Origin of the sequence: Micromonospora sp. NPDC023956 (assembly GCF_040639195.1) — a bacterium.
GTDB lineage: Bacteria > Actinomycetota > Actinomycetes > Mycobacteriales > Micromonosporaceae > Micromonospora.
Genome location: NZ_JBEZZN010000014.1, coordinates 51,617 through 71,107 on the forward strand (window position 1 = coordinate 51,617; position 19,491 = coordinate 71,107).

General features: G+C 71.5%; 16 protein-coding genes and 1 pseudogene. 6 read left to right on the top strand and 11 right to left on the bottom strand.

Going from position 1 to position 19,491, the window contains the following annotated elements; genetic code table 11:
• Positions 1-54: 54 nt before the first annotated feature.
• The 6 genes from AB0F58_RS23890 to AB0F58_RS23915 all read right to left on the bottom strand — a co-directional run bounded on the left by AB0F58_RS23890 (position 55) and on the right by AB0F58_RS23915 (position 5,532).
• Positions 55-1,023, bottom strand: a complete 969-nt coding sequence (locus AB0F58_RS23890; protein WP_357146900.1) for an NAD(P)/FAD-dependent oxidoreductase — start codon at positions 1,021-1,023, stop codon at positions 55-57.
• A gap of 96 nt (positions 1,024-1,119) precedes the next feature.
• The gene (locus AB0F58_RS23895) at positions 1,120-1,761 is read right to left on the bottom strand and encodes a rhomboid family intramembrane serine protease (protein ID WP_357146902.1); all 642 of its coding nucleotides are present in this window, start codon (positions 1,759-1,761) and stop codon (positions 1,120-1,122) included.
• A gap of 134 nt (positions 1,762-1,895) precedes the next feature.
• A complete protein-coding gene (locus AB0F58_RS23900; RefSeq protein ID WP_357146905.1) occupies positions 1,896-2,597 on the bottom strand; it encodes a lytic transglycosylase domain-containing protein in 702 nt (233 codons plus the stop codon).
• A gap of 276 nt (positions 2,598-2,873) precedes the next feature.
• Positions 2,874-4,277: a PhoH family protein gene (locus AB0F58_RS23905; RefSeq protein WP_357146908.1), complete on the bottom strand. Its 1,404-nt coding sequence runs from the start codon at positions 4,275-4,277 to the stop codon at positions 2,874-2,876.
• A gap of 435 nt (positions 4,278-4,712) precedes the next feature.
• Entirely contained in the window at positions 4,713-5,153 is a 441-nt protein-coding gene (locus tag AB0F58_RS23910; RefSeq protein WP_357146911.1) for a hypothetical protein, read from the bottom strand.
• Between the two features lie 34 nt (positions 5,154-5,187).
• Positions 5,188-5,532 carry a hypothetical protein gene (locus tag AB0F58_RS23915; protein WP_357146914.1) on the bottom strand — a complete coding sequence of 115 codons (345 nt, stop codon included), beginning with the start codon at positions 5,530-5,532 and terminating at the stop codon, positions 5,188-5,190.
• Positions 5,533-5,793: 261 nt separating this feature from the next.
• On the opposite strand from AB0F58_RS23915, the gene AB0F58_RS23920 reads away from it, so the two are divergent.
• From AB0F58_RS23920 to otsB, 3 genes are all read left to right on the top strand, one after another.
• Positions 5,794-6,234, top strand: a complete 441-nt coding sequence (locus AB0F58_RS23920) for an XRE family transcriptional regulator (protein ID WP_357146917.1) — start codon at positions 5,794-5,796, stop codon at positions 6,232-6,234.
• Positions 6,235-6,393: 159 nt separating this feature from the next.
• Entirely contained in the window at positions 6,394-6,747 is a 354-nt protein-coding gene (locus tag AB0F58_RS23925) for a hypothetical protein (protein ID WP_357146920.1), read from the top strand.
• Positions 6,748-6,821: 74 nt separating this feature from the next.
• The gene (gene otsB, locus AB0F58_RS23930; RefSeq protein ID WP_357146922.1) at positions 6,822-7,646 is read left to right on the top strand and encodes a trehalose-phosphatase; all 825 of its coding nucleotides are present in this window, start codon (positions 6,822-6,824) and stop codon (positions 7,644-7,646) included.
• Positions 7,647-7,751: 105 nt separating this feature from the next.
• On the opposite strand, the gene AB0F58_RS23935 is transcribed toward otsB, so the two are convergent.
• From AB0F58_RS23935 to AB0F58_RS23955, 5 genes are all read right to left on the bottom strand, one after another.
• Positions 7,752-11,210 (bottom strand): ricin-type beta-trefoil lectin domain protein, encoded by a 3,459-nt coding sequence (locus tag AB0F58_RS23935; protein WP_357146924.1) that lies wholly within the window; start codon positions 11,208-11,210, stop codon positions 7,752-7,754.
• A gap of 246 nt (positions 11,211-11,456) precedes the next feature.
• Positions 11,457-12,227, bottom strand: a complete 771-nt coding sequence (locus AB0F58_RS23940) for an isoprenyl transferase (protein ID WP_357146927.1) — start codon at positions 12,225-12,227, stop codon at positions 11,457-11,459.
• A gap of 46 nt (positions 12,228-12,273) precedes the next feature.
• Complete coding sequence (locus AB0F58_RS23945) at positions 12,274-13,401, bottom strand: geranylgeranyl reductase family protein (RefSeq protein ID WP_357146930.1); 1,128 nt, start codon at positions 13,399-13,401, stop codon at positions 12,274-12,276.
• A 54-nt stretch (positions 13,402-13,455) separates the two neighbouring features.
• Positions 13,456-14,316 carry a hypothetical protein gene (locus tag AB0F58_RS23950; protein ID WP_357146932.1) on the bottom strand — a complete coding sequence of 287 codons (861 nt, stop codon included), beginning with the start codon at positions 14,314-14,316 and terminating at the stop codon, positions 13,456-13,458.
• Between the two features lie 153 nt (positions 14,317-14,469).
• On the bottom strand, positions 14,470-16,311 hold the full coding sequence (locus AB0F58_RS23955) for a phosphoenolpyruvate carboxykinase (GTP) (RefSeq protein WP_357146935.1): 1,842 nt from the start codon (positions 16,309-16,311) through the stop codon (positions 14,470-14,472).
• Positions 16,312-16,685: 374 nt separating this feature from the next.
• Here AB0F58_RS23955 and AB0F58_RS23960 point away from each other — a divergent pair, with 374 nt between their 5' ends.
• From AB0F58_RS23960 to AB0F58_RS23970, 3 genes and pseudogenes are all read left to right on the top strand, one after another.
• The gene (locus tag AB0F58_RS23960) at positions 16,686-17,273 is read left to right on the top strand and encodes a GtrA family protein (RefSeq protein WP_357146937.1); all 588 of its coding nucleotides are present in this window, start codon (positions 16,686-16,688) and stop codon (positions 17,271-17,273) included.
• Positions 17,274-17,336: 63 nt separating this feature from the next.
• Positions 17,337-17,903, top strand: a pseudogene (locus tag AB0F58_RS23965) (GtrA family protein); the annotation flags it as partial.
• Positions 17,904-18,157: 254 nt separating this feature from the next.
• Positions 18,158-19,333, top strand: coding sequence for a MaoC/PaaZ C-terminal domain-containing protein (locus tag AB0F58_RS23970; protein WP_357146940.1), 1,176 nt, complete (start codon positions 18,158-18,160; stop codon positions 19,331-19,333).
• The last annotated feature ends 158 nt before the right edge of the window (positions 19,334-19,491 follow it).

Below are 19,491 nucleotides of genomic sequence, written 5' to 3' on the forward strand. Positions count from 1 at the left end.
TAACCACCCGCCCGGGTGGGGTTGCCTGACGGGAACGGCGGCGGAGTGTGCGGCTCAGGTGCCGTCGGAGGAGTGACCGGGGAAGAGGTGTGCCGCCGGGTCGATCGCCACGGCCGCGTTGTTCACCGCCGTGGCCGCCTCACCGAAGCCGGTCGCGATCAGCCGGACCTTGCCCGGGTAGTCGGTGATGTCCCCGGCGGCGTAGACCCGGGGGAGGTTGGTGGCCATCGCGCTGTCGACCAGGATGTGCCGCCGGTCCAGGCGCAGCCCCCAGTCGGCGAGCGGTCCCAGGTCGGCGGTGAAGCCGAGCGCGGCGATCACCGCGTCCGCGGGCAGGGTCTCGGCGACCCCGCCGCGCACGGCGACGTCGACACCGGTCACCACCGTGTCCCCGTGCAGCTTGGTCACCTCGGCGTTGACCACGATCCGTACCGGCAGTTCCTGGACCCGGGCGACGGTGGCGGCGTGCGCGCGGAACCGCTCCCGCCGGTGCACCAGGGTCACCGAACGGGCCAGCGGGGCCAGCGCCGCCGCCCAGTCGAAGGCGGAGTCCCCGCCCCCGACGATGAGCACGTCCCGGCCGGCCAGGTCGGCCGGTTGCGGGACGAAGTAGACCAGCCCGGCACCGGCGAAGGCCACGGCGGCCGGTAGCGGACGCGGGGTGAAGCTGCCCAGCCCACCCGTGATGATCACCGCGCCGCAGTGCAGACGCTCTCCGCCGGCGAGGGTGAGCACCGGCCGGCCGTCGGAGTGTTCGAGCCCCTCGGCGCGAACGCCGAGCAGGTACTCGGGGGCCGCCGTGGCCGCCTGGGCGACGAGGTTCGCCACCAGGTCCCGCCCCTTGATCGCGGGGAATCCGGCGATGTCGTAGATCATCTTCTCCGGGTACATCGCGGCGATCTGCCCGCCCGGCTCGGGCAGGGCGTCGACCACGGCCACCGACAGCCCCCGGAACCCGGCGTAGTAGGCGGCGAAGAGGCCGGACGGACCGGCCCCGATTATGGCGACATCGACCTCTCGCATCCGCGTACCGTCACTCTCCGCCCGGGGATCAACACGTGCCGATTCAGACGGTAGGGGGGACGGTTGCGCTGAGCAAGCACCTGCCACACGGAACGTTCAGGAGGCGGTGAGCGGGTACTCCGCGTCGACGCCGTGGCGGCGGCGGAAGAGCACTGCGGCGAGCACCCCGCCGACCAACCCGAACAGGTGCCCCTGCCAGGAGATGCGCTCGTCGGTGGGGAGGATGCCGACCAGCTGCCAGCCGTAGAGGAGACCGACCAGGAGCACGACGGCGAAGTTCCACCATGTGCGCTCCACCACACCCCGGGTGAGCAGCAGGCCGAGGTATCCGAAGATCACCCCGCTGGCACCGACCACGATCGAGTTGGACGATCCGGTGAACCAGACGCCCAGGCCGCTGACCACGATGATCACCAGTGTCGACCAGAGGAAGCGGCGGACCCCGGCGGCGAGCACGAAGGTGCCGAGCAGGATCAGCGGGATGCTGTTGCTGTAGAGGTGGTCGAAGCCGTGGTGCAGGAAGGGCGAGAAGAAGACGCCGTCCAGCCCGTCGATGCGCTTGGGGATGATCCCCGCGGCCGGGTCGAAGCCGGCGTCCAGCCACACGTCCAGCGCCTCGACGAGGAAGAGCACCGGAACCACCGCGCACATGGCGACGAAGGCCCGGCCCAGCGAGGCGTAGAACGCCTCACTGCCGAACCGGTTGGGGTCGCCCGACGGGCCGGCGTCGAAAGTCACCCACAAGTAGCTATCAGCTCTGGCGGCCAACCGCCACTCGCGCTCCCCCGTCGGGCTGCGGATTCACCCTCCGGCGGAGACGACGGCGGGGGTGGGTGACCGTGCCACCCACCCCCGCCGGTCAGTCCGGGAAATCAGTACCAGCCGGTGTCCTGGGAGTGCCCCCAGGCCTTGCACGGGGTGCCGTACCGGCCCTTGATGTAGCCGAGACCCCACTCGATCTGGGTGGCCGGGTTGGTCCGCCAGTCGGAGCCGGCCGAGCCCATCTTGCTGCCCGGCAGGGACTGCGGGATCCCGTACGCCCCGGAGGAGGGGTTGCTGGCCTTGTGGTTCCAGCCGCTCTCCTTGTTCCAGAGCTTGTCCAGGCAGGGCATCTGGTCCATGCCGAAGCCGGCGTCGACCAGCATGGCGCAGCCGATCTTCCGGTTGCCCCCGTACTCGTTGCACGAGGCGGGGATCGGACCGTCGTACGGCTTGGAGGCCTTCTCCGTCGCCTCCCGGGCGGCCTCCTCGGCCTCGGCCTCCGCCTTGGCCTTCGCCTCGGCCTCGCGCTTCTTGCGGGCCGCACGCTCGGCAGCCGCCTTGCGGGCGGCCAGCTCGGCGGCGGCCTCGGCCCGTTGGGCGGTACGCAGTTCGGTCTGGTACATGCCGGACTCGACAACGTGCTCGGTCTGCGTGTACCGCGACTGTTCGATCTCGACCTGGCCGACAGGCGCGGTCGCGCCCGATGGCCGGGTCTGGCGGTCTTCGCCCAGATAGAAGCCGCCGGCGACGCCCACGGAGAGCAACGCGACAGCGGCCGTTCGGGCACCCAACCGGCTCCACAGCCGACTCACGAAGAGGTCCCTTCGTCGGGGGCAAGGACACGGCGCGGCCGATCCCGGTCAGCACCGGACGGACCCGCGCCGTGAGCGCCCCGACCGTGCCGGTCCCCGCCGGCACCGTGGGCCGTTGACCCCCGGCCCGTGTGACGAGTGGTCACCAACGATCTTTCTGGTGCGCGGGCGCTCGTGGGACACCATCGCGCACCCTGGGGCCGTTGGGAAACCACACTCGCCAAATGTGATCTGCACCACTATGCAAATAGTGACAAAATTGGACTAAATCTGCGGTCAGAGCGGGATGTCCTCCAACAGGTCCGTCACCATCGCGGCGATCGGCGACCGCTCCGAACGGCTGAGCGTGACGTGCGCGAACAGGGGATGCCCCTTCAGCGCCTCGATGACGGCGGTCACCCCGTCGTGCCGCCCCACCCGGAGGTTGTCCCGCTGGGCGACGTCGTGGGTGAGCACCACCCGGGAGCCCTGACCGATCCGGGACAGGACGGTGAGCAGCACCCCCCGCTCCAGCGACTGCGCCTCGTCCACGATGACGAACGCGTCGTGCAGGCTCCGCCCCCGGATGTGGGTCAGCGGCAGCACCTCCAACATGCCCCGGGAGGTCACCTCGTCCAGCACGTTCTCGTGCACCACCGCACCCAGGGTGTCGAAGACCGCCTGGGCCCAGGGCGACATCTTCTCCGCCTCCGAGCCGGGCAGGTAGCCCAGCTCCTGACCGCCGACGGCGTACAGCGGGCGGAACACGACCACCTTCCGGTGCCGGCGCCGTTCCATCACCGCCTCCAGACCCGCACAGAGCGCCAGGGCGGACTTCCCGGTGCCCGCCCGCCCGCCGAGCGAGACGATCCCCACCGACTCGTCGAGCAGCAGGTCCAGGGCGATCCGCTGCTCCGCCGAACGCCCGCGCAGGCCGAACGCCTCCCGGTCGCCCCGGACCAGCCGGACCGTCTTGTCGGGCAGGACCCGCCCCAGCGCCGAGCCGTTGCCCGAGTGCAGCACCAGCCCGGTGTGACAGGGCAGCCCGGCCGCGCCGTCCAGGTCGAGCGTCTCGCCGCCGTACAGCTGACCGATCTGCTCCTCGGCGACCTCCACCTCGGCCATGCCCGTCCAGGTCGGGTCGCTGGCCTGGCCGTGCCGGTACTCGTCGGCGCGCAGCCCGACGGCGGCGGCCTTGACCCGCAGCGGCATGTCCTTGCTGACCAGCGTGACGTGCCGCCCCTCGGCCGCCAGGTTGAGCGCCACGGCGAGGATCCGGGCGTCGTTGGACTCGCTACGGAACCCGGGCGGGAGCACGCTGTCGTCGGTGTGGTTCAGCTCCACCCGCAGCGTGCCGCCCTCGTCGTTGGCGGTCACCGGATGGTCCAGCCGGCCATGGGTCACCCGCAGCTCGTCGAGCATGCGGAGGGCCTGCCGGGCGAACCAGCCGAGTTCCGGGTGGTGGCGTTTGCCCTCCAGCTCGGAGATCACCACGAGGGGGAGGACGACCTCGTGCTCGGCGAACCGGTGGAACGCCGCGGGATCGGAGAGCAGGACCGAGGTGTCCAGGACGAAGACCTCTGGTCGGGGCTCCCCGGGCTCGGCGGGGTTCGGTGCCGCACGGCGGCTCCGGGACGCCCGGCGGGTGGTGGTCGCGGCCGGGGTCTGATCGCCACCGGCGGGGGTACGACGAGTCGTCACAGGCCTGCTCCGACGGATGGGCACCCGCCACCCGCGATCCGCCTCCTCCGGTGCCCGGGGACACGGGGTCGGATGCGGGCCCCGTGCGCGAGGTCGCAGATCCGGGCTGGCCGGCTGGCCCGGGAGAACCCCGCGCCATGACTAGACGCTAGCGTCGCCGTGCCCGTTCCGGCTAGAGGCGAAGATGGATCTCAATCGAGCAGTGGACGAACACCCTGTTCGGCCGGCATGCCGACGGCGTCGACGGGGCACGACCGCGGTCCGGAAGGATCGACGCGCCCCCGGCGTACGGACGGCTGCGGGCGGGGACGCCGGCCGGGATGTGTGCCCCCTGCGCGCACCCCGGCCGGCCCCGCCCCGCGCCACCGCAGCGACGCGGGTCCACGACGCGTCGCGGGCGACGCGTCGGTCCGCCGGGCGGCGGTCGTCGTCGGCTCAGCCGTGCCGTCCGGCCAGCGTTCCGGTCGGGTACCGTCCGCCGACGGTCACGGTCGGCTGGCCAGCGCCGACGATCACGGTGGGACGGCCGACGCCGGCCGCCGTGCCCGGCTGACGTGCTCCGGGGTACGGCTCGGCCGCGATCCCCCGGGTGGTTCCGTCCGGCGCGAACGCCGAGCCGGTGTAGGTGGTGCCCCTCCGGGCGATCGGCGTACCGGCCCGGACGGCGGCCCCGGGCGGGACGGCCAGCGCCGAGGCGAGAGCGGCCTGCGCCTCCCGACGCCGCCGGTTCCACGCCCCCCGGTCCCCGTCGAAGTAGCCCTGGCGGTAGCCGAACCGGTAGCCGATCCGGTAGCTGAGCTGACCGTGCAGTCGTCCGGCCGCGTAGCTGGTCGAGCCGAGCAGCAGGACCAGGAAGACCGCGAAGAAGGGGCTCATCCGGCGGCTCCCCGGCTCGGGCCGGGGCGGGACATCATCGCTGCTCCGGCGCGGGCGGGGTGGGATCGGCGACCAGCAGCCGTTCCAGGTCGTCGGTGCCGACCTTCTCGACCAGTTCGACGCTGATCCGGCAGCCGTCCAGGAGCACCTCCGCCATCGACGTGCGCCGGATCTCGCCCCCGGCGTCGTAGACCCGGACGCTCAGTTCCGGGCAGCCGAGGTGGGCACGCCAGGCGTCCCACTCGGCACGGTCCGCCACGTGCAGCGAGACGTGCCGGCTCCCGTGGGCGAGGTAGAGGCGCCACGGGGCACTCAGGCCCGCGGCCACTCCCTCCGCCACCAGGCCGAACGCCTGGGCACGGGTTGCGAGTTCAGTCACCACACCCCCCTCGTGCCTGGTGGGCGACGGGGTCGGGGCGCGCCGCCCCGGACACGCCGCACACCACGGATTGTCCCATGGGCGTGACAGTAGCAGCTTCCGGTGCTTTTAGGACCACACCCGACGCACCTTGATATAGGCACGTCAAGCCGGGTGTAAATGACCCGACCGGGGCCGTCGAATGCGAAAAGAGTGTCACATATACGTGACAAGAGCGCGTCTCGCGACGACGCGACGGACCACCGGTCGTACCGTCGTCGGGTGACCGACCACGCCCATGCGCGCAAGATCGAATTTGCCGCCTTCGTGCGCCGGGCGCTCGACGACGCGCGGGCGACCCGGGCCTGGAGCGGCACCGAGGTGTCCCGCCGGACGGGGGTCTCCCGGCAGACCATCAACCGGTGGGTCCGCGGCGACTGGAGCAGCGACCCCGAGGCCGCCCGGGTGGTCTCCTTCTGCGAGGGGCTCGGGCTGGACCCGGCAGCGGCCTTCGCCGCCCTCGGCTGGGACCGGACGACCCCGTCCCGTTGCCGGCCGGACAGCCCGCCGATGGACCCCGACGTCGAGGCACTGCTGCGCCGCCTGGTCGACCCCGAAGTCTCGGATCTCGAGAAGTTCCACATCCGGGAAACCGTCCGGTACCTCGCCTACCGTCCACCCCTCCCGGAGAACGCCCACAATATGGGCAAACGCGCCGGCTAGTTCCTCAGATGGTGAAAAGAACAGCGGACGGGAAATCCACGTTCCGCATCGGACGGCGGGTTCGCGCGCTAGCGTCCCGGTAACTGCTGGGGCTCGTCGTCGGCGGGGGCGGGACAAGGCCGAACCCAGCCCGTGCGGGACAGAAGGAGGGGTCTGTCCATGACCCTGAAGTGGTTGGCAGTCCTGGTCGCGACGGCGTCCGTGACGCTGTGGGTGACCGGCAACGTGGTGGTGGGCGCGATCGACGGCGGGCAGCTTCCGCTGGTCGTCAACCTCTTCGCGCTGACCACGGCCGGCACGGCGGTGGTCCTGGCCGTCCTGGCCGACCTCTACGACCGGCTCAACGACCGGCTCACCGCGCTCACCGAGTTCCTGGTGGCCCGGCTCAACGACATCGAGGCGCGCACCGGCGACCGGAATGCCGGCTTCGTCGAGGGCTACCTGCTCAGCCACGACCGGGAGGCCACGGTGGTGCCGTTCGGACGGCGGGGTCGCGGGGCCGCCGGACGCTGAGGACCGGCCGGCCGCGTCGAGAGAGCTTCTCGCGACCGCGAATGTCCGGCCCTCCTGGGGGTACGCTGACGCGCGTGCCGCCGTTGAATCTGGGCAACCAGGAGCCGAAGACCCCACTCGACGCCGCCCACGCCTGGGCCGCGACCGCCGAGCGGGCGGGAGACTACGTCCTCTTCTTCGACTTCGACGGCACGCTCGCCCCGGTCGACGACGACCCCACCGCGGTCAAGCCGGCTCCGAAGGTCCTCACCGCCCTCGAGGCGCTCGCCCCCGTCGTCCGCCAGGTCGCGATCGTCTCCGCCCGGCCGGTCGAGTTCCTGCGGGACCATTTCGACGGGCTCTCCGGCATCGACCTCTACGGCCTCTACGGGCTGGAGCACCGCCGCTCCGGCGGCGAGACGGTCACCGAGCCGGCCGCCCTGCCCTGGGTGCCCACCATGGCCGAGCTGGCCGACCTGGCCCGCACCGAACTGCCGCCGGGCACCCTGGTGGAGTTCAAGCGGCTCTCCGTCGCCCTGCACTACCGCACCGCGCCGCACCTCGCCGAGGCGGTGGAGAGCTGGGGCCGGGCGCAGGCCAGCCGGCTGGGGCTGCGGGTGCAGGCGGGCCGGATGGTGCTGGAACTCAAGCCCCCGGTCGACCGGGACAAGGGCATGGTGATCGACGAGGTGGTCCGCTCGGCCGCCGGCGCCTGGTACTTCGGCGACGACGTCTCCGACATCAAGGCGTTCACCGCGCTGCGCGCCCGGTCCGCCGCCGACCCCGACTTCGTCGGCGTCTGCGTCGCGGTGGCCAACCCGGAGACCGGGCAGGAGGTGGCGCTGGCCGCCGACCTGACCATCGACTCCCCGTCCGCCCTCGGCGACTTCCTCACCGACGCCGCCGCCCGGCTCCGCTGACCCACCGGCCCTCGCGCCGACTCCTCCGGCTCGATCCGAGCGCCCGCGAGGGGATCCCCCGCCCGGACGGACGGGGGATCCCGGTCGACTGGTCCTGCCCGGCGGTCAGGCCGGCAGGATCCACTTCTGGTTCGCGCCACCGTTGCAGGTCCACAGGTGCACGATCGCGCCGTCGGGGGCGACGGTCAGGCACTTGCCGGACTGCGGGTTGCGCAGCGTGCCGTCCCCGTTCGGCTGCCACTGCTGGGAACCGAGGCCATGGCAGCGCCAGAGGATGATCTGGTTGCCGTCCGCCGATCCGCCGCTGTGCACGTCCAGGCACCGGCCCATGGACATGACGGTCCGGTTGGGCATCAGCGCCCACCCCTGCGGGTCGGACGCGTCGCAGGTCGAGACCTCGATCTGCGCGCCGTCGGTGGCCGGCGTCCGGACGTCCAGGCACTTCCCACCCAGCCCGGTGACCGCGCCGATCCGGGCGGTGCTGCCGGTCGGTCCGTTCTTGGCCACCACCTCGGCGATCCGGATGCCCTGCATCAGCTCGTCCACCGCCGGGATGCCCTCGGGTACCGGCGGCTCGTCGAGCAGCCGCTCGCTGGCCACCTCCAGCCGCTGCCGCAGCTGCGTCGACCGGTAGTCCAACGCCCAGTTCAGACAGCGCTCGACCGGGTCCCAGCGCTCCGTCCAGGTGCAGGGCAGCACGTGTGCGTTCTGGTTGGCGCGCGGGTTCGGCTCCGCCCCTCCCGGCTGCGGCTGCTTCACCTCGCACCGGTCGTCGACGATCCTCACGCAGTAGTTCGCGAGGGCCTGCCGGAAGCCGTCGCTGACCCGCTTCGCGGGGGTGATGCCACCCGAGAGCCCCTCCCGGCCGTTGACCACGTTGGCCTCCAGCTGCCCCTGGTCGAACGGGATCCGGGACTGGCCGAGCAGGTGGATGCCGATGGTCTGGTCGTGCTCGAGCGAACGGGCGAAGCCGAGCTTGGTGTACGACTGGAGCAGCAGCGCCGTCCGGGTGAGCTGGTTGTTCAACCGGTTCAGGTCGGTGCCTGGCTTGTCCAGGTCCCGAACGATCTCGTGGTAGTACTGCCCGGCCTGGCCGTAGAGCCAGTCCCGCACCCGGGTCTTCAGCGCCGCCTCGTCGGGCCGGGCGGTCGCCACGGTCTGCTCGAAGTCCGGCTTGACCGTCCCCCACTTCTCCGACATGCCCTGGGTGGCGGAACGCGTCCAGCCCTGCCGGGGGTCGTTCGGCGGGTAGTACTGCTGGATCTTGCCGTACGGGTAGACCTTGGTCCACGAGTACGCGGTGAGCCACTGACCGTCCCAGCTCTGCCGCACCTTGAAGGTGATCTCAAGGTCGGCGGACACCGAGTACGGCTTGTCCCCACCCGGGTCCGGCGGCTCGGACATGTTCACCCAGGACGCCTGGTAGCAGGTCTGCGCCGGGGTGTCCGGGCGGCCGTAGTCGGCGAGCCACATCTCCTTGAGACCCTTGCTGACCACGTTGCTCGGCCGGCTCGGCTTGTAGGTGGCCGTCCCGGTGCACGGGGAGATGGTCGTCGGCTCGGCCGTGCTGGCGCCCTCGACGTCCTGGGTGGGCAGGCCGAACATGGTGTAGCCCAACCGGTTGTGCTGGAGGGCGTTCCGCTTCTCCTGCATCTTGCCGACCAGCTCGAAGCCGGTGGCCCGGTAGCTGTCGAGCAGTTTGACGTAGAGCGGGCCCAACTGCTCCGGCTTGTCCCAGCCCTGCGGCTGGCTGAACCGCCGGACCGCGGTCTGGATGGCCTGGCCGGCGGCGAGGACCTCGTCGGTGGTCAGGTTCACCTGCGCCGCGTACTGGGGGTTCTGCGCCACCATGTGCTTGTAGCCCTCGGCGGCCAGCATCCAGTGCTCCACCGCCGGCACGGCCGGCGCCTGCACCGGCACGCCGTTGCTGGTGCCCTGCGGCAGGTTCAGGTTCCGCTCCGCGTAGTCCGTCAGGTAGCGGATCGAGCCGTGGTAGCCGAACGCGCCCAGGTTGTTCTCCGGGTTCGGGTCGCCCAGCCCGGCGGTGAACGGTGCCGCCCTGCTCTGCAGGATCGCCGCCGTGTTCAACGCTTCCACCGTCGCCTTGTACTCGGTCCAGGTCAACGGGGTCTCGGGGTACCGGGCGGCGTGGCTGACCCGCTGGTTGATCAGCCCTTCGAGCTGGGTCACCTGGGTCTCCTGAAGGGACCGCATGATCGAACTGCCCCAGAAGTCGACCCGCTCGGTCACCAGGGCGAGCTGCGCGACGACCTGCTTCAGCTGGTCCTGGGTCAGCCACACCTCGGTGAGCAGCCGGTTGAACTGCTGGTCCATCTGCTCGAACATCTGCACCAGGGCCAGCTCGATCCGGTCGAACCGGGTGTTCATCTCCTCGCGGAACTCGGTCAGCTCCGCGCGGAGTTCCTTGAGTTCGGTGAGGATCTGCTCGTCGACGGTCGGACCGGTGCCACCGAAGAGCGGCACCAGCGACTGGATCGCGCCGAGCACCGCGCCGGCCATGCCGATCCCGCTGGCCGAGAAGAGCGCGGCCTTCAGACCGTTCGCGGCGAGCGTCGGGAGCCAGTCACTGACCGCGGTGGCGATCTGGATGGCGGCCCGGCCGGTGCCGGTCACGATCGCGCCCACCTTGGTGTCGGCGACGCCGATCAGCTTGCCCAGCAGGTCGACCGCACCGGCGGCGCCCTCCAGCCACCTGCGGCGCTCCTCGGCCTTCGCCTTGGCCTGGTCGATCTCGGCCTGGGTCGCCGGTCGCCCGTCCACCGGCAGGGTGGCGTTCGCCGCCTCCACGTCCCGGTTGGCGGCGTCGGCCTGCTCGTTGATCTCGTTGAGCAGTGCGGTGATCTGCCGGTTGCCCTCGGCCAGGTAGTTCTGGAGGTTCTGGGTCTGCTGGAGCAGCGCGTCGACGTTGACGTACGTCCCGATCAGCGGATCCGCCATCAGCTGTTCCTGGGTGGCGTTGGCGACGATGTTGTACTTCGCGCCGAAGTAGCCGTTCCAGGCCTCCGTGAAGGCCGGGTCGACCGCGCCCCGACCGGCCACCTCGCCCCAGATCCTGTTCTGGTGCTCGAAGACCTGGTTGATCACGGAGTTGTGCCGCTGCGCGGCGTGGATGTCGTCCAGCGTCTCGCCGAGCGCCTTGATCTCCTTGCCGAGGGTCGACTCGGCCAGTTCCTTGAAGATCGGCGCGGCCACCGCGCCGGACGGGTGCAGTGCGGACAGTTCCAGCAACTTCACCATGAACTGGTACGTCGGCCGGGCCAGGTCCTCGGCGCCGAGCTGGCTGGTGTACCACTGGTTCATCGACGCGGTGTACTGCACCAGCTGCTGCGACGTGGCCTGCGGGTTCCGCTGTCGGTGGCCGACCATCGCCGCGCTGAGGAACATCTGCCGCAGTCCCTCGTGCCCGGTCGCCCGCGAGCGCATGTAGGCCGCGAACAGCCCTCGGCGCTGGGTGTCCTCGTCGATGACGACGACCCCGCCCGACGCGTACGCCGACGGCGACACCACGACGTTGCCCACGGCGGCGACCAGCACGGTCGCCACGACGGCGCAGAGCCTCCCCCACCGACCGGCGAATCCGCGTCGCCGTCTCGTTGTCGGTCCTCTTCGGATCATGACCTCTCCTCCCGGTGCCGTCCGCGGTCGGACGGCACCGGGAGGTTCACCGGAGGGTCGTCCCGGCCGGAAGGGACAGGTGTCCCAGGTGGCCGGGCACGATCGGAACGCCGACAGTTCCCGGCGGGATCGTCGGCAGTCGCCCGACGACGATGCCCGGGTCGGGTCGAGGGGTCAGATGCCGTAGCGGCGTTGCCGGCTGGCGTACGAGCGCAGCGCCCGGAGGAAGTCCACGCGCCGGAAGTCGGGCCAGTTCAGCTCGCAGAAGTAGAACTCCGAGTGGGCCGACTGCCAGAGCATGAAACCGGAGAGGCGCTGCTCACCGCTGGTGCGGATGACCAGGTCCGGATCGGGCTGACCCCGGGTGTAGAGGTGCTCGGCGATGTGCTCGACATCCAGCACCTCGGCCAGTTCCTCCAGGGTGCCCCCGGTGGCCGCGTGTTCCAGCAGCAGCGAGCGGACCGCGTCGGTGATCTCGCGCCGGCCGCCGTAGCCGACCGCGATGTTGACCTGGGCGCCACCACTGCGCTCCCGGGTGCGCTCCTCGGCGGCCTTCAGCGCGGTGGCGGTCTGCGCCGGGAGCAGGTCGAGCGCGCCGACCATACGCAACCGCCACGGGTTGCCCTCCTCGGCCAACTCGACCACCAGGTCCTCGATGATCTGCAACAGCGGGTCGAGTTCCCGGGCCGGACGGCGCAGGTTGTCCGTGGCGAGCAGGTAGAGGGTGACGTGACCGATGCCGGCCTGGTCGCACCAGCCGAGCATGTCCTTGATCTTGGCCGCGCCGACCCGGTGGCCGTCGTTGGGATCGACGAACCCCATCTCCTTGGCCCACCTGCGGTTACCGTCGCACATCACGCCGACGTGCCGGGGCACCGGCTTGCCCGCGAGGCTCGCCGTCAGTCGACGCTCGTACACCGAATAGAGCAGGGTCCGCAGAGTCATCACCATGCAGCGTAGCGACCCGGGCCGGGAAGGGGCACGTCCCACCTCAAACCCGCCCGGACAGTCCCCGGCCGATCATCGCCAGGGTCCGCACGTCCAGCCGACCGTCACCGAGCCCCAACTCCACCACGGTGCGGAAGACCCGGTCGTCGCGGCGGGCCGCGGCCACGGCCCCGTCCACCACCCGGCGCCGCCGGGCCAGCCAGGCCGCCGCCGAACTGTGCCGCAGGTGCGTGCCGAGACGACGGCGCAGGGTGGCCGCGTACCGGTCGGCGGCCCGCTCCGGGCTGCGGACCGCCGCCACGCCGGCCAGCGCACCGGAGAGCAGCGCGTAGAAGATCCCCTCCCCGGTGAACGGGTTGATCAGTGACAGCGCGTCGCCGGCCAGCGTCACCCGGCCCCGCCCGGGTGACGGTCGGTGTGTCGACAGCGGCAGGTGGTGGGCGCGCAGGTCGGTCACCGTGGCCGGATCGGTGCCGGGCAGCAGCACGGCGAGCCGGTCGAGCAGGTGCGTCCGGCTCAGCGGCTCCGCCCGCAGCACCTCCCCGTACCCGACGTTCGCCCGGCCGTCACCGATCGGGAACGACCAGGCGTACGCCGGCCAGCGCGCGGCCGAGGTGACGATGAACTGCTCCGGCGGGCCGGAGCGGGCCGGGGCGTACCCCCGGATGGCGAGCGCGAGATGCCGTTCCGGGTTGATCGGATGGCCGAGGACCCGGCGCACCACCGAACCGGCCCCGTCCGCGCCGACCACCGCCCGAGCGGTGAACGTGTCGTCCACCAGCACCCGGTCGCCCCGCTCGACGACCCGGCGCACGGTGTGCCGTCGCAGTTCCACCCCGGCCGCCACGGCCGCCGCGACCAGCCGGGCGTCGAAGACCGTCCGGGGCACCGTGTACGCCGGCCGGGGCAGCTTCCGGGCCACCGCGTCGCCGCCCGGGGCGACCAGACGCAACGCGGGCAGCGGCGGGTACCCGGTCACCGCGTCGCTGACCCCCAGACGGGCGAGCACGTCCAGCGCGTGGGCGGTGATGCCGTCCCCGCACGCCTTGTCCCGGGGGAAGTCGGCCCGGTCCAGCAGCAGCACCCGCCCCCCGGCCCGGCGGGCCGCCAGCGCGGCGGCGGCCCCCGCCGGCCCCGCCCCCACCACGGCGACGTCGTACGCCTCGCTCACGCGCCACCTCCGCTCCCGTCCGGTCGACCGGCGCCGCGGCGTCGTACGCCTCGCTCACCCGGCGCCGGCTGCGGTCCCGGCCCGACCACTCCGCCACAGACCGTAGAGGGCCAGGGCACCGGCGGTCACCAACGGCGCGCCGTCCCGGACCAGACCGTCCAGGCCGAGCAGCCACCAGCACAGCGGCAGGTCGACGGCGAGCACCCCGAGGGTCACCACCACCAGCAGGCCGCCCGCCCAGCGCCGGCCCCGCAGCAGGAAGAAGGTGCAGAACAGCACCGCGTAGCTGGTGACGAGGGCGAAGACGAACCAGAACAGCACGGCCGGTCCGGCGGCCAGCCGGCCGTCCAGGATCGTGCCGGCGGCGACCAGACAGGGGACGAGCATCAGCGGGGTGTACGTGAACGCGGCGACCCGGGTGGTGAGCAGCCAGCCGGCGACCGGCGGACGGCGCGGCGGGGTCTCCCGCCAGGAGATGCCCTGCCGGTCGATGACCAGGCGGCCCCGGTGCCGGACCAGGTGCCCGGCGACCGCCGGACTGCGGTACAGCAACCAGAGCACGGCCAGGCAGAGCAGCAGGAGCAGGGCGAAGCCGAGGATCCCGGGCAGCGGGGGAACTCCCTGCCGGGGCACGATCAGCCGCCCGACCGCGAAGACGGTGGTGATGACGAGGATCAGCCCGAGCGGCCGGGCCAGCGTCCGGCCCCGGCGGACGTGCCCGACCAGCAGGACGAAGCCGAACGCGCGCAGCAGCGCCCAGCCGGTCCGCACGGCCAGGCCGAAGCCCCGCTCCGGGGCGTACCACCAGTTGAGCAGGTCGACCAGGACGGTTGCCGCCGCGGTCACCGCCAGCAGGACGATGAGCGCGCGGACGGCGGACGGCCGCCGGACCTCGGTCGTGGCGGCCGTCCTCATGACTGCTGGTGATGCCCTCGGTGGTCCACTCTCACACCTGCCCCGGCCGGCTCGCCGCTGGCCCGTGACCGGGCCCGGCGCGGTGGTTGCGGGGACCCCTTCCTCATCGGAGTCCGGTGGCAGTGGACCCGGGCGACCGCCCGGGTCGCACGGTCACCGCCCCGGTGCGGCGTCCAGGCGGGCGCGCAGGGCGTCCAGCTCGGACCAGAGCACGCCCGGCAGCTTGTCACCGAACTTCTCGAACCACTCGTTGATCAGCGGCAGTTCGGCCCGCCACTCCTCCGGGTCGACCTTCAGCGCGATCCGGACGTCCTCCGAGGTCATGTCGAGCCCGTCGACGTCCAGCGCGTCCCGGGCCGGGACCATGCCGATCGGGGTCTCGACCGCGTCGGCCCGCCCCTCGATCCGCTCGACCACCCACTTGAGCACCCGGGAGTTCTCGCCGAAGCCGGGCCAGAGGAAGTTGCCGTCGGCGTCCTTGCGGAACCAGTTGACGTAGTACACCTTCGGCAGCTTCGAGGCGTCGCCGTCGGTGCCCTTGCCCATCTCGATCCAGTGCCGGAAGTAGTCGCCGGCGTGGTAGCCGATGAAGGGCAGCATCGCCATCGGGTCGCGGCGGACGACACCGACCGCACCGGAGGCGGCGGCGGTGGTCTCCGAGGAGAGGGTGGCGCCCAGGTAGACGCCGTGCACCCAGTCGCGCGCCTCGGTCACCAGCGGGATGGTGTCCCGGCGCCGGCCGCCGAAGAGGATCGCGTCGATCGGTACGCCGTTCGGGTCGTAGTAGTCCTCGGCGAGGATCGGGCACTGCGTGATCGGCGTGCAGAACCGGCTGTTCGGGTGGGACGACGGGGTGTCGCTCTGCGGCGTCCAGTCGTTGCCCTTCCAGTCGGTCAGGTGGGCCGGCGGCTCGCCCATCCCCTCCCACCAGATGTCCCCGTCGTCGGTGAGCGCGACGTTGGTGAAGACGGAGTTGCCCCGGTCCAGGGTGCGCATCGCGTTGGCGTTGGTCTTCCAGTCGGTGCCCGGCGCGACGCCGAAGAGACCGTACTCGGGGTTGACCGCGTAGAGGCGGCCGTCCGGGCCGAACCGCATCCAGGCGATGTCGTCCCCGATGGTCTCGACCTTCCACCCGGGGATGGTCGGCTCCAGCATGGCCAGGTTGGTCTTGCCGCAGGCGGACGGGAACGCGCCCGCGATGTGGTAGACCTTCCCCTCCGGCGAGGTGATCTTGAGAATCAGCATGTGCTCGGCGAGCCAGCCCTCGTCCCGCCCCATCACGCTGGCGATCCGCAGCGAGTAGCACTTCTTGCCGAGCAGCGAGTTGCCGCCGTAGCCGGAGCCGAAGGACCAGATCTCCCGGCTCTCCGGGAAGTGCGAGATGTACTTGGTCTCGTTGCACGGCCACGCGGTGTCCTGCTGACCGGGCGAGAGCGGCGCGCCGATCGAGTGCAGCGCGTGCACGAAATCGGCGTCGTCCCCCATCGCCTCGAGGACCCTGGTGCCCATCCGGGTCATGATCCGCATCGAGGCGACCACGTAGGGACTGTCGGTGATCTCCACGCCGAACATCGGGCGCTCGGCCTCGATCGGGCCCATGCAGAACGGGATGACGTACATCGTCCGGCCGCGCATGCACCCGCGGTACAGGTCGGTCATCACCCGCTTCATCTCGGCCGGCGCCATCCAGTTGTTGGTGGGGCCGGCGTCCGCCTCGTCGACGGAGCAGATGAAGGTGCGCTCCTCGACCCGGGCGACGTCACCGGGATCGGTACGGGCGTAGAAGGAGTTCGGTTTCTTCTCCGGGTTGAGGCGGATCAGCGTGCCCGCCTCGACCAGCTCGTCGGTGAGGCGGCGCCACTCCTCGTCGGAACCGTCCACCCAGACCACCCGGTCGGGAGTGGTCAGTTCCGCGACTTCCCGGACCCAGGTGAGTAGTTTGGCGTGGGACGTCGGGGCCTGATCGATACCTCGAACAGCAGCCGGAGCAACCATGACACATCTCCTTGTGGTCGACGCTGACCGATCTATGGGATGCACGAGTCGTGGCGGGCGGGAACCGCGTCGCCTCCGTGGAAACCTGGGATTCCGCTCAGCGTAAACCGGGCGGCCCCGGGTAGCAGCGGGACTGGTTGTGAAGAACTGCACAAAGTACGGCTAACCTGCGGCTTCACGAGCTGATACCCGCTTTCCCGCTCAGTTTCACGCACATTCCCTGGTTGACCTTCAATGCACCACCGGAAGCCGGGCCCGGCGGCGCGCGGGTGTGGGAACACGCCATCGCACCACCTCCACCGGTCACGATCCGTCAGGTCGCTGTCGACATCACCCTCCGTCACCATCGGAGACGCGTTTACCCGCTGTCGACGTTGCTACCCGTCCGGGAAGCGGCCAGCCGGTACGCTTCCCCCGTGGCTGCGACAGTGACCGGGGACCAACCGGGTGCCCCGCGTACCCGTCCGGGTCTGGTCCGGTCGCTGCTCGACCGGTTCGGTCATCTCCTGCGCGAGTTGAGCAAGTTCGCCACGGTGGGCGGGATCGCCTTCGTCATCGACTTCGCTCTCTTCAACGTCCTCACCACCGGTCGCGGCATCGAGCCGGTCACCGCGAAGACGATCTCCACCGTCCTCGCGGCCACGGTCGCCTTCGTCGGCAACCGGTTCTGGACCTGGCGGCACCGGGAGCGCTCCAACCCGGTGCGCGAGTACGCCCTCTTCTTCTTCTTCAACGGGGTGGGGCTGGGCATCGCGGTCGCCTGCCTCGCCATCAGCCGTTACGGGCTGGGCAGCATCTGGCCGGAGGTCTTCCAGACCACGCTGGCCGACAACATCGCCAGCTTCATCGTCGGCACGGGCCTCGGCACCCTCTTCCGATTCTGGTCGTATCGACGGTTTGTCTTCGTCGAAGCGGGAACCCGACGGGTTCCGCGAGAACCCGACCCAGACTCCCAGGCGTGACCTGGGGCCCATCCCGTCCGGCCGGCAGGCCGGGAAGCCACGACCGACCTTAAGGTGTTCCGCATGCGTCTTGTCCGCCTCCTGCCCGAGCGCTGGCAGAAGTTCATCCGCGAGGCGCTCAAATTCGGCATCGTCGGTGGCATCAACACCGTCATCAATTACGCGGTGTTCAATGCACTGGCACTCACCGTGTTCAGCGACGGCCAGTTGAAAGCTGCGGTCGCCGCGACGATCGTGGCCACCATCACGTCATATCTGATGAATCGGCACTGGACGTACCGGGATCGCCCGAGATCGGCGATGCGTCGGGAGTACGCCCTTTTCTTCCTTTTTAACGCGACCGGCCTGCTCATCGAACTGGGCGTCCTGGCCGCCGCCAAGTACGGCCTCGGCATGACCAGCCTGCTCGCGCTCAACGTGGCGAAGACCGGTGGTGTCGTCCTCGCCACGCTGTTCCGATTCTGGTCGTACCGGACCTTCGTCTTCCAGCCCGTGCCGGTCACCGGTCCCGCCACCGAACGGGACGAGCACGAGGTCGCCGGAATGGACCCGGTGGCCGAACTGGCCGAGTCGGTCACCGAACTCGAGGGGGCCCAGCCGGCGCCGACGTCGCCCCCCACGGTCCGGGCACGACCGACGGTCAGACCCCGCTCGCGGGTCACGTCGAGCCCGGCACCGGGCCGGGGACGGTCGGTCACCCCACGTCCGGCCGGCGTCGGCGACGCGACCGCTCCCCGGACGACGGCCGGGGCGGACAGCCGACCCGGCCCCTCCCCACTGGAGCGGCTCAAGCCGATCGACCCGGGTCTCGTCGCGATCCACCGCGACCTGGAGGCCGAACTCACCGCCGAGCTGCACGCCGCCTCCCGGCGTGCTCCGCGCCGGTGAACGCCGAACCGGTCCGCTCGGGGACCGGAGCCGACGCCGAGCTGTTCTTCGAGGACCTCACCCCGGGTCGCTGGTTCGACCTGGGCGTGCTGACCGTCGACGGCAACGAGATGGTCGCCTTCGCCCGGCGGTTCGACCCGCAGTGGTACCACGTCGACGAGGAACTGGCCCGGCAGAGCCACCACGGCGGCCTGATCGCCAGCGGCTTCTACACGGTCAGCCTCTTCATGCGGGCGTACGTCGACCACGTGCTGTCCCGCGCGGCGGCCGACGCCTCCCCCGGTCTGGAGGAGCTGCGGTGGCTGGCCCCGGTGCGGGCCGGCGACCGCCTGGCGGTACGCCTCGACGTGATGGGCAGCAAGCCCTCCACCGCCCGTCCGGGGCTCGGCACCGTCACCCTCAGCGGCACCATGCTCCGCCTCGACGCCGAGGGGCGCCCCGAGTGCGAGGTGCTCCGCACCCGTTTCCGGGGCTGGTTCACCCTCCGCGTCCAGGACGAGCCGGAGGACGTCACCGAGCCCGACCGCGCGGCCGGCGGGGACGGGCCCCTGCGGTCCGATCCGGTCGAGGTTCCCGCAGGTTCCGGGCCGACTCCCGGAACCGATCCCGAATCCGATGCCGGTCCGGCTCCGGGCCCGCACCCGGCCACCGTCGCAGCCGGCCGCACCGAGCCGGTGCCGGCGCCCGCCACCGGACCGATACCGGTGCCGATGGCCGACACCGGACCGCTGCCGGTGGTCACGACCAGACCGGTACCGGTGGCCGACACCGGTCCGCTGCCGGTGGTCAACGGCGGACCATCCGGTCCTCCGGCCGTAGTCCCCGTCGCCGCGCCACCGACCGCCGGTACACCCGTCTCGGCGCCACCGGCCGCCGGTACACCTGTCTCGGCACCACCCGCCGGCACACCCGTCTCCGCGCCACCGGCTCGTCCGCCGGCCCAGGCCGCTGCGGCGCACCCCGTGGTGGCGCCGGTCAGCTCACTGGACGCGCCCACCGCCTTCCTGCCCGGTCCGGTGGTCTCCGCCCCACCGGCACCCACGTCACCGGCACCGGTCGGCCCGATGAACCCGTACGGTCTCGACGCCCCCACCGCGTTCATTCCGGCTGCCCGCGACCCGCACGACCAGTCCGAGCCGCCGTACCGGCACCACCCGCCCGAGGACGCCTGAGGGGCTCTCCTCGTCCGCAGGCTCACGAAGGCGGCTGCCGGCCTCCGGCACCTCGGCGCGGGCCCGTCCTCAGGGACCTGAGGGCGGGCCGCGCCCACGACCTCTCCCGGCGCACGACCGTCCTGACGCCGGCCGGGACTCCTGCCCACCGCAGGACA